General features: G+C 45.5%; 13 protein-coding genes. 5 read left to right on the forward strand and 8 right to left on the reverse strand.

Translation table 11 applies throughout. The features are described from left to right. The first annotated feature begins 18 nt into the window (after positions 1–18). A complete protein-coding gene (locus IDJ77_RS06255; protein ID WP_191188084.1) occupies positions 19–648 on the forward strand; it encodes an NAD(P)H-dependent oxidoreductase in 630 nt (209 codons plus the stop codon). Positions 649–896: 248 nt separating this feature from the next. Then, positions 897–1,262, forward strand: coding sequence for a response regulator (locus tag IDJ77_RS06260; RefSeq protein ID WP_191188085.1), 366 nt, complete (start codon positions 897–899; stop codon positions 1,260–1,262). A gap of 67 nt (positions 1,263–1,329) precedes the next feature. Here the strand turns inward: IDJ77_RS06260 and IDJ77_RS06265 are convergent, their stop codons facing one another. The 5 genes from IDJ77_RS06265 to IDJ77_RS06285 all read right to left on the reverse strand — a co-directional run bounded on the left by IDJ77_RS06265 (position 1,330) and on the right by IDJ77_RS06285 (position 7,896). Beyond that, positions 1,330–3,522, reverse strand: coding sequence for a M56 family metallopeptidase (locus IDJ77_RS06265; protein ID WP_191188086.1), 2,193 nt, complete (start codon positions 3,520–3,522; stop codon positions 1,330–1,332). Continuing rightward, positions 3,519–3,881 (reverse strand): BlaI/MecI/CopY family transcriptional regulator, encoded by a 363-nt coding sequence (locus tag IDJ77_RS06270; RefSeq protein ID WP_191188087.1) that lies wholly within the window; start codon positions 3,879–3,881, stop codon positions 3,519–3,521. The genes IDJ77_RS06265 and IDJ77_RS06270 overlap by 4 nt, the downstream gene beginning before the upstream one ends. Before the next feature lie 612 nt (positions 3,882–4,493). Then, positions 4,494–7,226 (reverse strand): DNA ligase D, encoded by a 2,733-nt coding sequence (gene ligD / locus IDJ77_RS06275; RefSeq protein ID WP_191188088.1) that lies wholly within the window; start codon positions 7,224–7,226, stop codon positions 4,494–4,496. A 12-nt stretch (positions 7,227–7,238) separates the two neighbouring features. Beyond that, positions 7,239–7,412 carry a DUF3606 domain-containing protein gene (locus IDJ77_RS06280; RefSeq protein WP_191188089.1) on the reverse strand — a complete coding sequence of 58 codons (174 nt, stop codon included), beginning with the start codon at positions 7,410–7,412 and terminating at the stop codon, positions 7,239–7,241. An 82-nt stretch (positions 7,413–7,494) separates the two neighbouring features. Further along, positions 7,495–7,896, reverse strand: a complete 402-nt coding sequence (locus tag IDJ77_RS06285; protein WP_191188090.1) for a VOC family protein — start codon at positions 7,894–7,896, stop codon at positions 7,495–7,497. Positions 7,897–8,046: 150 nt separating this feature from the next. Between IDJ77_RS06285 and IDJ77_RS06290 the strand changes: the two genes are divergently transcribed. Beyond that, positions 8,047–8,430: a hypothetical protein gene (locus IDJ77_RS06290; RefSeq protein WP_191188091.1), complete on the forward strand. Its 384-nt coding sequence runs from the start codon at positions 8,047–8,049 to the stop codon at positions 8,428–8,430. 93 nt (positions 8,431–8,523) lie between these two features. Continuing rightward, a complete protein-coding gene (locus IDJ77_RS06295) occupies positions 8,524–8,712 on the forward strand; it encodes a hypothetical protein (protein WP_191188092.1) in 189 nt (62 codons plus the stop codon). 54 nt (positions 8,713–8,766) lie between these two features. Here the strand turns inward: IDJ77_RS06295 and IDJ77_RS06300 are convergent, their stop codons facing one another. Beyond that, the gene (locus tag IDJ77_RS06300; protein WP_191188093.1) at positions 8,767–9,258 is read right to left on the reverse strand and encodes a hypothetical protein; all 492 of its coding nucleotides are present in this window, start codon (positions 9,256–9,258) and stop codon (positions 8,767–8,769) included. A gap of 178 nt (positions 9,259–9,436) precedes the next feature. Between IDJ77_RS06300 and IDJ77_RS06305 the strand changes: the two genes are divergently transcribed. Then, complete coding sequence (locus IDJ77_RS06305) at positions 9,437–11,593, forward strand: tetratricopeptide repeat-containing sensor histidine kinase (RefSeq protein WP_191188094.1); 2,157 nt, start codon at positions 9,437–9,439, stop codon at positions 11,591–11,593. Positions 11,594–11,606: 13 nt separating this feature from the next. Here the strand turns inward: IDJ77_RS06305 and IDJ77_RS06310 are convergent, their stop codons facing one another. Then, the gene (locus IDJ77_RS06310) at positions 11,607–13,847 is read right to left on the reverse strand and encodes a tetratricopeptide repeat-containing sensor histidine kinase (protein ID WP_191188095.1); all 2,241 of its coding nucleotides are present in this window, start codon (positions 13,845–13,847) and stop codon (positions 11,607–11,609) included. A 117-nt stretch (positions 13,848–13,964) separates the two neighbouring features. Further along, positions 13,965–15,455, reverse strand: coding sequence for a M28 family metallopeptidase (locus IDJ77_RS06315; protein ID WP_191188096.1), 1,491 nt, complete (start codon positions 15,453–15,455; stop codon positions 13,965–13,967). Between the last annotated feature and the right edge of the window lie 58 nt (positions 15,456–15,513).

The following is a 15,513-nucleotide window of genomic DNA, read 5'->3' on the forward strand; positions in this document are numbered from 1 at the left end:
ATTTAAAACGAAACTAACATGTCAATTATAGATAAATTAAAATGGCGCTACGCCACCAAAAAATTCGATACCAATAAAAAACTTTCGGCAGAGCAATTAGATGAGTTGCTGGAAGCAGTTCAGTTAGCCCCATCCTCTTACGGCTTACAGCATTACAAGGTGCTGGTGATAGAAAATGCCGAAGTACGTACGAAACTACGTGAAGCCGCTTATGGCCAGCCGCAAATTACAGATGCATCGCAGCTGATCGTATTCGCTGCCGAAACCAATATAGATGAGGGGTACGTAAAAAACTTTGTAGATTTGATAGCAGATACCCGCAATGTACCCCGTGAAAGCCTTGTAGGTTTGGAAGGCATGTTAGTGGGCGCAATAAATGGCCGTACACCAGAGCAACGCCTGCTGTGGGCGCAAAAGCAAGCGTATATCGCGCTTGGTGTTTTGGTTGCCGCCGCAGCCGACCTGGGTATTGATGCCGGGCCGATGGAAGGTTTCGATCCCGCTAAGTTTGATGAGATCCTGGGACTGAAAGAAAAAGGGCTGACAGCAACCGTTATCGCGGCAGTAGGCTTCCGCGCCGATGACGACCATTTCAGCAAGCTGATAAAAGTACGCCGGCCCAAAAAAGAATTGTTCATCCATATCTAAAAATCCCCGGGGGATTTTAGACCGTAAGCAACTTTTTTTCAGGCTTCCATTTAAGGGATAAAAGCGCATTCAAAAGCGCATTTTTATCCCTTTTTTGTGTTTATTATTGCAAAAACACGGAGATTTTCGCACATGTTTTTAGCCCGAATATGGCTGGGAAACAGCGTCCAATTTTCCTCCAGCAAAAAAAGTTTCATGAAAGTTAATTATCGGCATGGGCTTTGTATAACTATCTGAAATACATAGCCATGAACAAGAGGATATTAATAGTAGACGATAATGAGCTCATCACCGAGATAATGAGCTATATACTAACCAACAACGGCTACGATGTAACTACTCTGAATACCGGCTACAACGTTGTTGCCCAAATAAACCTAACCCTGCCTCACCTGGTTATTATGGATATAACGTTGCCCGGGGTAGACGGAAGGGATATTTGCCGTATCATCAAGCATAATAAAGCCACTAAAAATCTGCCGGTTATCATCTGCTCGGGCAATGATGATATCGAATTGGCCCTGAAACAAGAAGGCCCGCCGAATGATATACTGCCCAAACCCTTTGATATGACCGTATTGCTCAACAAAGTAGAATACCAGTTAGCGGCGTGATTCCGCCTTGTGTCCTTATAAAAAAAGGGAGCCCCGGCACAATCGGGGCTCCCTTTTTGCTGTATAGTTAAAACGCAGCCTTCAGGGTGATATATTTATTAATATCATCCGATTTAAAACCCTTCTCTTTCATTTGAGTAACATACTCCGGGGTTACACCCATCGCTTTAAGTGAACTGGCCTGATCCAGCGACACATTGTACCCAATAGCCTTAAATCCTTTTACATACTCCGGCGTTACGCCCAGGGCTTTTAAGCCTGTTGCATTATCAATGCTGATATCGGTGTATCCCGCGTTTTTAAAGCCGTTCAAATATTCCGGCGTAATACCCAAAGCTTTCAGCGACGAGGCCTGCTCTACAGAAAGTTGTTCATAACCGGCTGCTTTAAAGCTGCTCATAAACCCGGGGGTTATGCCCAGCGCTTTAAGTGATACCAGGTTATCGGCCGAGATCTGGTTGTAGCCGGCGGTTTTAAATCCGTGGATATATTCGGCATCTACACCCACCGCTTTCATACTGGTTAATTTGCTTGCCGGGATATTGGTATACCCTTCCTTTTTTAAGGCGTTTATATAGTTATCATCCACATTAAGCGCCTTAAAGGCCACCATATCATCATCAGACACATCTTTTTTAACAACACCAGGCTTGCCGTTTGCTGCCTTAAATTTGCTGATGTATTTACCATCAATACCCTGTGCCTTAAAGCTTACCAGCTTATCCCAGCTTACTTTAGGGTAACCAGCCTTATGGATCTCGCTGATGAACGTGCCATTAATACCCAATGCCTTGCCGGTTATCAGCTCCTGCAGCTTAATGCTTGGATAACCGTTTTGTTTCATCGATTTGATGTAAGGCTCATCAACACCAAGGGCTACACAAGCGATCACGTCATCTTTAGATGGATCTTTGTAGCCATTGCTTTTCAGCATAGCTATGTAACTCTTTTTGATATTCAGAAAGAAGAAAGCTATATCATCATCGCTGGTGATGCCGGTTATGCCCTCGCTCTCGAGATAGTTCTTGTAAGAGGCATTAGGTGTGAATTTGTATTTCCCGGTGCCTTTAACACCATCAAATCTGCCGGTGAACTGCATGTTGCCGGCTTCTCTTGTCAGTTTAAACGAGCCGTCCCGTCCCATTGGTAAAGCAGTAAACTCGCTCACCAGGAAATCGGAATTGCTCATGTTATTACTTTCACTATCGTCATAAAGCCTCATATCAAGCTTGTTGCCTTTTATGGTGGCCTTCCAGTTGCCTTCGTTGCGGGTGGTGGCTTTTACATCGATGTTAAAAACCGGTTTAACGGTCTGCGCTACGCGGGAGGCGGCGGGCTCGTTTAGGGCACATACTAAAAATGCCATCATTGGCACCAGGAAAAGGTATTTCCAGGCGGTATGTATGTTTGATTTTTTTGCGTTCATCATAACAATTCGTTTTTTTAAGAGTGATTGATTATAGTTGGTTGTAATTCTGAGGGATAAATTGGGCACGGATACTTTTAGCAAATTCATTTGATAGTCAGCGCGTTCTACCGATTGATCATGCAGTACTTCGTTATCTGCCAGGTATTCTAAATTGCTTTCTACTTCTTTTCGATATAACCAGGCAAAGGGGTTAAACCACTGGAACGCCAGCATCACTTCGGCGATCAGCAGATCGAGGCTATGGCCCTGTTTAATATGGATCTTCTCGTGCAGCAGGATCTGGTTAAAGGTTTCCGGCTCGTATTTACCTGGGTTAATGAAAATGTTGTTGCCGAAACTGCAGGGGGCTTTATCATCGTCCAGTTCCACAATGCGAAATTGCCCATCTATAATAACCGGCTTACGGTACGCCTGCACAAGCAGCACACCTACCTGCAGCAGTAAATTGGCGCCGAAAGCCGCCACCCCAAACCAGTACAGGTAAAATGACCATTTTATAATGCGCTGCAGCAAAGGCGTTTGCGGCTCCACGGCTGGGGTATTGTTCCCCGTGGAACTAATCTTTTGTTGCGGACTGTAGCTTTGTGCCGGGGTAACCTGCGGCAGGCGAATGGCTACAACAGGGATGCTTTCGGTAACAAGCGGCTTGGGGCTTTCCCTTAGCGCCCATTGCTGCGGCACCTGTATCAGCGGCAGCAAAAATGCCATGGCCAGGCAGCCCAGCAGGATAACCCGGTTGAGGCGGTAATAGGTTTCCTTTTGCAGCAGCAGCTTGTAAAATAACAGGCAGATGGCCAGCAGCAGGGCCACATGTAATACGTATGGTATCATTTCTTGTTGGATTTGATAAGGGTTAATATTTCTTCCAGTTCGGTCTCCGAAATTTTTTCTTCTTTGGCAAAGAAGGCCAGCATGCTGGGGTACGAGTTATCGAAGTATTGGCTTACGATATCCTTCATCGCGTGTTTTTGGTATTCCTCCCGCGAGATGGTTGGATAGTAATTGTAGATATTGCCAACCGCTTCGTGGTTCAAAAAGCCTTTTTCCTCCAGTATCTTCACCATAGTGGCCACAGAGTTGTAGTGTGGCTTTGGGTCGGGCAGTTCGGGGATAATTTCTTTGATATATGCTTTTCCGAGGCTCCAGAAAGCCTGCATTATTTGTTCTTCGCGCTTAGCCAGTTTTTGCATTACTATTAAATTATAACGCAAGCTACTACTAATCAATTAGTATTGCAACTAATTGATTAGTATTTGCGCGAATAAAAATACAATGTTCTGATTTATAGATAATTAATTCTTTCGTTGTTGCTTAATGCAGAATCCTCCCCAATGAAGGGTAAAGACGCCTTAAGGTAGTCGCTCCGATTTGCCCAAACGTTACGCCGGACCGTAGAATGCTTGATGCTTTTTTCTGCAAACCAATCGTTCGTATGGAACCCAGCTGTATCATCCCTTGGATGCTTGTTGGTCAGGTAAATTTTAGTAGCTGTTTTTACGTTGCGAATGGAACGTAAGGTGTAAGCCATCGTAAAGCTTGAGTTTCACTTGTCCCTAAAAATGGGTGTTCCACAAAAAGTGTTTCACTGAATTTTATGTGATGAGCCGACATTTATTTAACCTTTTAATTTACAATTGTTTGCGGCAATTATCTAAACAGCAGGGATGTTCCAAAGTGTTTCACTCATTTTGCTTAAATCGCTTATAATCAGCATAAAACAAAAACAGGTGTTCCACATATCGAAGTGAAACACCTGCAATTAATGTTACTTTATTCTCAAAGGGAAATACAAAGTCTCTGCTTTACGGCTGGAAAATGCTCTTCGCCTTTTTGATAGTTTTCTCGAGGTCTATCCCCTCGCCTAAAACACCTTTAAACAGGTCGCCTTCTTTTTTTAGACGGGCTATGGAATTATGAATGGTAAAATGTTTCATGGTGAGGCCGGGTTTTACCTCGTCCCAATGCAGCGGCATAGATACCGTAGCGCCGGGTTTGGGGCGCAACGAATACGGACCGGCAATGGTTGCGCCCGGGCGGTTCTGTAAAAAATCGAGGTACATTTTGCCGTTACGGTTTTTTATCATTCGCTCGAGCGAGGTATAATCGGGGATTTCTTTATGCACAATGTTTACAATTAATCGCGCGAACATCTGCGATTGATCGTAATCGTATTTCGCTTCCAGCGGAATATAGATATGCATGCCGGTAGAGCCTGATGTTTTGCAATACGAGGGTACGTCAATAGCATCCAGTACTTTTTTTACCTCCAGGGCAGCTTCTATCACCTGGTCGAAAGTGTTTTTATCGGGGTCCAGGTCGATAATACAATAATCCGGGTTATCCGGTGATTGCACCCGGCTAAACCATGGGTTCATCTCTACACAACCCAACGAGGCCATCCAAAGCAGGGTCGCTTCATCATGCCCTACCAAATAATCTTTGTCCTCACCATCGCTGGTGGTATAGGGGAAAGTCCTCACCCAATCGGGCGATTTGCCGCGCACATCCTTCTGATAAAAACTTGGGCCATGGATGCCGCCCGGGAAACGGTTGAGCGATTGTGGGCGGTCCTTTAAATACGGCAAAATATATTCGGCAACCTGGTAATAGTAATTAAACATATCCCTTTTGGTAATGCCATCCTCGGGCCAGTAAACTTTACTTAGATTAGTAAATTTCAAGTCGTGTCCGCAGATCTTTTTTACCTGGGTTTCTTCCTTCGGGTTAAGCAGTGTGCGCTTAGCACTTTCCTTTGGCGCTTTTATCAGCTCGTGTTTCTCGGCTTTCGCTTCCTTTTTTGGTGCTACTTCCTCCTCAACCAACTCCTCTACATGCGCTTCGGTTTCCCTTTCCACATCCTTTGCCTTTTTATCATCGCGCATGCCCTGGAACGAGGGGTGGCGGAAAACGCCGTCGCTGGTTACTTCGGCAAAGCTTACTTCGCAAACCAATTCGGGTTTTAGCCAGGTAGCTTTCGCCTTCGGTGGATTCGGGCGGAAACGCGAGGGTTTGTTTACGTCCGGCTCGCTCTCGAATGGGGTTTTATCAACAATTAGCGGCTTAAATTGCGCCATCATTTCCTTTTGCAGTTTATCAGAAAAGCCCGTGCCCACCTTGCCTACGTATAGGAACCGGCCATCCTCATAAACGCCCAGTAGCAGCGAGCTGAATTGCTTTGCCGTTCCCTCGTTTTTGGTGAAACCGCCAATTACAACCTCCTGGCGTTTGTTTATTTTTATCTTCAGCCAGTCTTTGGAGCGGTTATCGGCAAGGTATGGGCTGTTTGACCGTTTGGCCATAATGCCTTCCAGCCCTATCTTTTCTGCGGCTTCAAAAAATTCAAGTCCGCTGGCTGTAAATACCTGACTAAGGCGGATACGGTCATCATCCGTCGGCAGTACATCTTTTAATATGGCCTGGCGCTGGGTAAGCGGAAGATCCATCAGGTTTTTTCCTTCGTACCAAAGCAGGTCGAACACATATAACATCAGCTCACCATCGGCCTCGCTGCGCCAGTTTTGTAGGGCGCCAAAGTTGGATACGCCTTTATCGTTCGATACCAGGATTTCGCCATCTATCACGGCATTTATCTTCCAGCTTTCCAGCAGCTGGGTAATGGGGTAATATTTTTCGTTGAAGGATTTGTTGTTGCGCGAGAGCAGCTGCACTTCGCCTTTATTGATGAATGCAAGGGTACGGTAACCGTCCCATTTTATTTCGTAAACCCAGTCCGGGTCATCGAAGGGTTTATCTACCAGGGTAGCCAGCATGGGTTTCATGCCGGTGGGGATAGTTGCTTTGGGTGCTTTTTTTAATAGCACATCCACGTCTACCGTGTCCGCCGGATGTGTTTCTTCAACCGCATCCTCAAGCTTTTCTACCTGAAGTTTTTTTTTACCTTCCTTCTTCGGCTCTTCTTCTACATCTTCCTCGTGCCCGTGCTGCCAAACCTTATCGCCGGTTTTTTCCATGCTTTCGATGGTTTTGCCTGAGAGTACCGATTTATCCTTTTTAGTGATATCCTTATCCGAAGCAAAATCGTCTTTATGCTTGATTAGCAGCCAGCCGTTCTCTCCCATGCCATGGGTTTTTACCAGGGCATACTCACCCTCCAGCTTTTCGCCGTGGAGCTTTATTTTTAAAGAGCCCTCTTTAAGCTGTTTCAGCAGGTGTTTTTCCTGTGCTTTTTTGCCTTTTATTTCTTCAATAGGTTCGTAGGTGCCTTCGTCCCATACAATAACGGTACCGCCGCCATACTCCCCTTTGGGGATAAGGCCCTCAAACAAGCGGTAGTCGTACGGGTGGTCTTCCACCATCATCGCCAGCCGCTTGTTTTTAGGATCTGTAGAGGGCCCTTTGGGTACCGCCCAACTTTTTAACACACCTTCCATTTCCAGCCTGAAGTCGTAATGCAAACGCGATGCGTCGTGCTTTTGGATCACAAAACGCAACTTATCTTTATCCTCGCTTTTACCGGCCTTGGGTTCGGCCGTTTTGGTAAAATCCCGCTTTTCTGCATATTTCTCCAGACTCATGGTATGGGGCGTTTATTTGTTAAGGTGAGCTTTAACTTTTTCTACCGATGTGCCGGCCTGTTTTACCGCTTCGCGCAGTTCATCCCGACTTAAGCCAAGTGTTTCGCTCCAGTATTGCAGTTCGTAATCCTCGTTCACGTTGATGAGGTTCCTATCCGGCGCACCTACCTGTTGTTTATTATCCATGGCTTTATTGTTTTGTTTATGAATAATTAACAGCCCTGTTTCTATATGGTTTGAAAGAAATTTAATTAGTAATAAAATCGGGCTATGCCCCAGCGTCCTCTATTACCGACAAGATATTCCCTGCCGGATCTGTAAACCAGGCGATGCTTGGGCCGCGTTCTCCGCCATCTCCGCGCGAAATATTATTTGCGTTTGTTTTAAGATATTCCGAATCGTAGCTTTCAAACACAACGCCCTTGTCTTTCAATCCGCTTACAGTTTCGTCAATATTCTTTACCGGGAAGTTATGCACCGTAAATGTTGCGGGCGTATGGTTGGGCTTGGGGTAAATAATAAAGTGCCCGCTGCCCGTCGTTACCGTAAGGATGTTCCCCATTTTTACATTCTTCTCTACCGGCAGCCCCAAAGCGTCCCGGTAAAACTGTTCTGCTTTATCAATATCGTTTACCGAAAAACTGCCAAACGCTTTTGAATCTTTTAACATGATTATCTTAGTTTATTTATTGGGTATGGTTATATAACCCTGCAAAAGTGCTGCCAATAAATTGATTAACAAACCGTTATTAAGCCAACATACGGGGGCAAACGCGACAAACCATTGCACCGCCCACAATTATCCCCTATCTTTACGCAGGTGACCGAACAACTTTCCATACCGCTGCAATTAAAAAGCAGGCTAAAAAGCGTGCTGCTGGTTGCTGCTTTCCTGGTAAGTTTCTTTTCCATCTCGGGCTATGTAAGCGCCCCACAACAAAGAGGGCCCGCCATCAACTCCGGGCAAATGGCAACAGCGCCATTGGCTATCAAACGGAGTGTTAATTACTCCGCAGCATTTTATTACTGTAATAACGCCGCCGCTTTTGCAAACACCCTCGCGAAGCAAAATAAAACCGCGGCTTTTATACACTCATTGCTTAGCGCGGTCCGTTTAAAACGCAATAGCTCCCGGTTTTCGCTTATTAAACCCACACTTGCCTACCCCATCAGGCACCTGGCCTTTTCTGCCGATAATTGCTAAACCCACAGCGGAGTTAACAACTCCCGCCACCATCCAAATTGGTTTAGTTTAAAATTCACAGGGCTGGCTTTGCCATACCTATCATTTTTCAGCATGAAAAAATTCAGGAAAATAATGCGGCTGTGCGGGCTTGTGTTGTTCTTGTTATTGGCCGTTGGGGGCGTATCCCTCACCGGCGCGGCCCCAACACGACCGCAAAACCGTGATAGCTTTTTAACAGAACAAATAGAAGAGAAGCGGGAAGAAACCGATGAGTCGCTCAACGAAGATCTCTTCCAATAAAAAAAGCCGTTCGGATCTTATTCCGAACGGCTTACTATTAATTATACACGGAGATTAGTTGATCTCGAAAATGGTTGCTGTTATCTTTTGATCCGGGTCGCCCGCGGTGGTTGATTTAAGCAACACCTCCGGAATGGTTGCCTTAACCTTGCCACCGGCAATGGTAATATCCACGTCGATGTTTGTACCAATGTAGCCATAAGCCTTACCGTTGCCGCCGGCCGATAGCTGAAACTGCATATCGCCAGGCGTACTGCCCAGGCCTACCAGGGTATATTTACCGCTGGCAGTTGGTGATGTTTTAAAGGAGAGATTTACCGTATTAACTGCCGGATCGGCCCCAACGGGCACTTTATCGGCAAAAATAATAAGTGTAGATGGCGTGCCGCCACCCGTTAAGCCCTTATTGGTAAAGGTAACGGTGTGTGTAGTGCCCCCAAGTGTCCAGGTGTTTGTACCGGTTGGGCTTGGGTCGCTGTTGCTTTTTGAGCACGAGGCGGTAAGTATGATAACCGCGGTGCTCATCAGGAATAATAATTTTTTCATGGGTTTTGGTTTTAAGCGTTGCTTGTTTAACAATACAAATCACCCTGATTTACTACCCGGCATCAATAATACATCTGTAGTATATTTCCATCAAAACGCATAATATTTCTTTAATTAATAAATTATTGCGTTTATAGATTTATATTTAACACACTAATTATCAACCGTAACCCAAGCAATGAGCAGCCAATACATAACCTTTTTAAGGATTATAACCTATTGCGCTTGTTGCTTTTTTGCTGCGCCGGCCTTTGGACAGAAGGCTAAGCCGTCAGATGCTTCTTTTTATGCCGATTCGGTAAAGGTGAGCAGCCTTATTACCGAAGGGAAGAAGCTTGCCACCAATTTTGATAAAAAAGCCCCCGATAACCTTTTACTGGCCATCAGAATGTGCGAAGGCAAAAGCCAGCCCTACTTTAAACAACAACAAATTCTGGGTTTTATGGCCATTGGGCCCTATTATTTATATAAGGGCCGGCACGATAGCGCCGCTTATTTTTATACACGCCTGATGCAAACCGGGGATGGCATGGCCATGGCGAGGGCCAACCTTGGCTTTGGCAACATTGCCGATTACAAATCCGATTACGAAACCGCCGTCAGCAAAAATATGCTGGCGCTTAAATATTTCGAATCGATTAAGGATACCAGCGGTATGGCGGCGGCATCCGGCAATATCGGCAACTCCTATATCCGCCTGCGGCAATATCAAAAAGCCGTGGGCTTGCTTACTTATGCTGTAGATATGTTTACTAAAAAGGGCATGAAGAGGCAGGCTGCAAATAACATGGGCGGGCTGGCGAGGGCCTATAAAGGTTTAGGCAATACGCAGAAAGAACTGGAACTAAAACTTAAGGCTTTTAGCATTTTTAAGGCAGAGGGCTACAAAAAAGGGATGGCCACGCTCGGCACCAACCTTGGCGTGTTTTACAGCAATAACGGGCAGCAGGATGAAGCGGAGAAGTACTATAAAATAGCTTTAAGCAATAGCTGGCAAATTGGGGATAATGGCAATATTGGGCTGTTGTATAACAACCTGTCGGACTTTTACCTGAAGCAAGCCAAGTACGATGCAGCCATGCTTTGTGTTGATTCGGCCTGGTATTACTCGCAAAAAAGCGGCGACCGGCTTGCCCAGGCGGATGCCATGCTGGGTAAGGCCATTTTGCTGCACCTGCAGCGCAAGCATGTTGAGGCCGAAAAATATTCTGAACGGTACATTGGCATAAAGGATTCTATTTACACCGATAAAATGCAGGGCAAGGTGGCCGAGATGGATGTACAGTACCAAACCGAAAAAAGGGAGAACCGCATTGCTTTTTTAAATGTAGAGAACACCAACAAATCGTTACTGCTTAAAAACAGTATGCTGCAAAACAACAAAAACCAGTTGCAAATAACCGAGCAAAAGCAGGCATTAACCATTAACCGGCTGCAATTAAAAAACAAAGACCAGATACTCGTTAATGAACGCCTTGACGCCGAAAAAAAGGAGCAGAACATTAAATCGCTTCAAAAACAATCGCGGATACAAAAACTGGAATTAAACAATAAGGCGCTGCAGGTAAAAGACCGCAACCTGGCCATTAGTATTATCCTGATAGTTATTATTGCCGGGGCCTTGGTAAGCTACCTGTTTTATAACCGCTATAAATTAACGCAAAAGGCGCTTTTACAGGCCGAGATGCTTCACCAGCAGGACCTGTTAACCAAGGCTGTTTTAGATGCCGAAGAAAAAGAACGCCAGCGTATTGCCGGCGATCTGCACGATGGCGTAGGCCAGCTGTTTTCGGCCGTGAAAATGAACCTCACCGGTATTTTTGAGCGCGTGCCCCTCAGCCGCGATGAGGACCGGTTCCTGGTAGAGAAAACCCTTGCGCTTGTTGATGAAAGCTGTAAGGAGGTGAGATCGATATCGCACCAGATGATGCCTAATATGCTGCTGCGATCGGGCATTGCATCTGATGTGAAAAGCTTTATTGAAAAGATAGATGCCGAAAGCCTGAAAGTTACCCTTGATGCTAAAGGCTTTACCGATAAACTGGAAAGCAATGTGGAAGTGGTACTTTACCGTGTGATACAGGAAACGGTTAACAACGTGATAAAACACGCTAAAGCCGATAAACTGGATATAAAATTAACCCGCGATGCAGCCGGTATTAACGCCGTTATAGCGGATAATGGCGTTGGGTTTAATACCACGCTTAAAGATGACTTTGGCGGCATCGGCCTAAAAAACATAGCTACCCGTATAGAATACTTAAAAGGTACTGTTGACTACCTTTCGGCAAGGAACAAAGGCACTACCGTAAAGGTTTGGGTGCCGGTAATGTGATAAACGTATCTGTTTAAGCCTGCGCTAACATTTTGCCTTCTACCGGCAGGGAATATACCGGTATGGTGAATGAGAACTCGGTACCTACGCCGGGCTCGCTGGTTACCCATATTTTACCGTTACATTTTTCTACCAGGTCTTTACAAAAGAGCAGGCCCATGCCGGTACCCAATTCGTTATTGGTGCCGGTTTTACTATCTACCTTGCTTTTGAAAAGCTTCCCGGCCTGCTCGGCAGGCATACCGACGCCCGAATCTTTTACGCGAATGACAATGGTATTCTCATTCTGTTCCTCCGATATTACCTCTATGGTATCGCCCTTGCCTGTAAATTTAATGGCATTGGTAATAAGATTACGAATAACGATGCGGATAGAGTTTGGATCGGCCGACGCCGACAGGCCTTTTGCAACATGGTCTATCAGCTTAACGCCCTTTTGTTCGGCAGCATCGTGGTAGTTTTCCACTTCGTACCGCACAACATCCTTTACCGAAAACGTAGTTACCGAACTTACAAAGCTCTCCATCTGGCTGTTGATCCAAAAGAGCAGTGTATCCAGGAAATCAGATGTATACTCCAGCTTTTTAAGTACGCCCGGTATCATATCCAGCATTTCCTGGTGGGTAATAGTATCATCCTGCAACAGATCGAACATCCCGCGCAAGGTGCTTAAGGGCGCGCGAAGGTCATGCGCTAAGATAGAGATCAGCCTGTCCTTTAATTTATTCAGGTCGTTTAGTTCAGAGGTTTGCTCGTCCAGGCTTGCCTTCTGCTGCAGCACCTCGTAATTCTTTTCTTCCAGTTTCGCGTTTATCTTTTGCTGCCTGCGCCTTTGCATATAATAGTTCACCAATATGATCACCATGGCCAGGATAATGATGCCGAAAATGATATTGATGGAGCGCTGACTGGCTATTTTCTGCTGATATAGCAAGGTTTGTTCGCGCTGCTGCTCCTGCAACTGGCGCTCTTTGGTTGCAAAATCAAGGTCGTAATTGTATGAAGTTAGTTTTTGTATGCTTTCATTATCCTTCAGCTTGGTTTTCATATCCATATACTGGTTCAGGTAAGTATATGCGTCGTTAAACCGGCCAAGGCCCGCCAGGGTTTTGCTTAGCTGCAACGATGCATTGGCCCGTACCGATAAATTACCCAACCGGATAGCCAAAGCCTGCCCCGCCATGGCGTGTTCGTACGCTTTGCTATACTCTTTTTGCAGATTATAAGCCGTAGAGAGGCCTATAAGGGCGTATGCCTGGTTATAAACATATTTATACTTTTTAGATAGCCGTATCGCTGTATCCAGGTAATTGATGGCAACCGGCCCCTTCCCCTGGTAAGCAAAACAAAGGCCCAGATCGGTATAAAGCGAACAAAGCCCATCAATATCGCCCTGGCTTTTGGCCACTTTTAACGAACTGCTGAGGTAACCGATTGCTTTGCCATATTCCTTTTGCGCCAAAAGCACCTCGCCAATGTTTTCGTTTACGGTGGCTATGGCCTGGTAGTTTTTTGTCCCCTGGAAAAGATTGAGCGCTTTTTGATAATGCTCAATGGCTTTGGGGTAAACCTCCATGTTTTGCAAAACCAGCCCAATATCGTTATATAGCTCTGCAGATAGCCCGCTATAATGGTTTTTAACAGCGATGAACAACCCCTTGTAATAAAAATCCAGCGCTTTAGACAGCTCGCCCTGGCTATAGTAAACAACGCCTATGTTTTTATAGTTGTCGGCCAGTGCTTTTTCGTCTTTTATGCGTTGGTTGATCTGCAGCGCGAGGTTTAGGTAAACAAGGGCCTGCTTATAATCTGCCAGCAGCGTGTACATGCGCCCCAGCGAAACATAGCACATGCTAAGCCCTTTATCATTTTTCAGGCGCTTAAATATCCCTATGGCCTCATCAAAGTCTTGCTGCGCTTTTTCAGACCGGCCCTTAAAATAATTTACGTGACCCGTTTGCAGCAAGCCATTGGCAATCCCCTCATCATACTTTATTTTGCGTGCAAGCTGAATCCCTTTTTGGCCATAGTAATAGGCACTATCCGGGTTCGATTGAAAATAATCGGCAGCGAGCTTATTCATCCGGTTTATGGTTACCGTATCCGTGGGCGACTGGCTATCTATAGAAACACCTAACAGGTTTTTTATACTATCCACATGAGGATTGCGCACTCCCGCGAAAAGCGGGGTGCTGGTAAGCGAGCACATAAAAGCAACACCAAGCTTTAGTTGGCGTATATGTTTGAGGGGCATGTATTTAATTTAACTCCGGATGTTTGTTTTATACGAAAAAATCAGTTAAAAAAGTTTTCGATAAGATAAACAAAAATGTGCAGCTTTAAGTGTCGCACAGCTAAATTTCCAAAAAACCTATTTATTAGCCATGTTCCAAAGTGTGGTGAAAGCCAGTTGTGTTTGTTTGGTAAGCAGGGCATAGTTTATTTTATCGGGCGTATCTGTAGGCTTATGGTAATCCGAGCAAAAACCACAATCTATCCTGATAAAGGGGACGCCCTTTAAATAAAATGAATACTGGTCCGAACCTGTCAGCCTCCGCATCATGTATTTTGGGTTTTCGTAATAAGTATCCAGGGTAAGTTTTGTTGAGGCGTCGTTAGCGGTATACAACGCCTCGCGCAAGCCCCGGTTTACGGTATCTTTCACCAATACGTAAACATAATTGGCGCTATCGGGCATATGGTGATTGACGTGGATGGTATCCGGGCGGCCAAACATATCGATATTTAAAACTCCGTAAGTTTCCTTCATGCTGTAAAGCGGGTGATCTACATACCAGGCCGAGCCCAACAACCCCCGCTCCTCGCCCGTAAACGACGCGAAAACAATGGTTCGCTTTGGTGTCAGCCCCTGTTTAACGGCGCGGTTCATCATGGCTGCTACTTCCATAATGGCAACGGTGCCACTGGCGTTATCTACCGAACCGTAGTAAATTTCTTTTCCGTTTACTCCGTCGTGGTCATGATGGGCGGATATCACAACCGAAGCCAGCGAGGTATCGCTCCCCTTTATAACACCTATTACATTGGGCGCGTGGGTTTCCTTAAATTGTATCTGCGCCTGCACCGTTAGCCGGCTCTTTATGTCGAAGTACCTTTTATCTCCAGCGTTCAGCACATTGGCCTCTTCGTCAACCATTAAATTGTCGGCGGCAAGCATTTCGCGCAAACGCAAAGGGGTTACATTAATTTCGGGCAGGGGCATTGTGGACGGCGGGGTGCCATCATAGGGTTGTACATATTGCGGTATAAAGCGGCGTGCCTTTTGCCTGTCTATTATTTTATTAAAGAACGGGCCGCTCCAGGCAACCATCAGCGCTCCGCGTTTTTTTAAAACCATTTCCATGCTGTCTATCCCCTTCACAATAAAAGCGCGGATAAGCTTCGTATTAAAAAAAACCGTTTTTTCTCTAACCTCCATCTGCGGCAGATCACGATAAAACTCCTCAATGCTGTTATGGGTTACATACAACACCGGCACGTTTTTTAAATCGGTTGGCTCGGCGACGAACATTTGCCAGCCGTCCAGGTAATCATATGTTTTGTTGTTGATAGTAAGAGCGGCCTTGTTTACTTTTTGTACAGCAGTTATAGATTGAAAATACGACCGGCCTTTATCATACGGCGCCTGTACGCCGTTTTGCTTATACCATTCGGCTATGTATTTTGCTGTGAGTGTGTCTCCGCGGCTGCCCATTAACCGGCCCTGTAGCTTGTTACTTGCCAGGTAATACAGGTTTTTTTTTAGGTTGACGGTTGAACAGCTGCCGGTAATACTTTCGATGGATTTTTGCTGGGCCATGCAGGCCGTGCTGCAAAGCAGGAATAACGTTAATAAGCGCATTTACAAATGGTGGGCAGTGTTTTAATAATGAGGTAGTTGTGGCGCTAATTTATTAAAA

The sequence above is a fragment of the Mucilaginibacter pankratovii genome, from assembly GCF_014773265.1.
GTDB classification, from domain to species: domain Bacteria; phylum Bacteroidota; class Bacteroidia; order Sphingobacteriales; family Sphingobacteriaceae; genus Mucilaginibacter; species Mucilaginibacter pankratovii.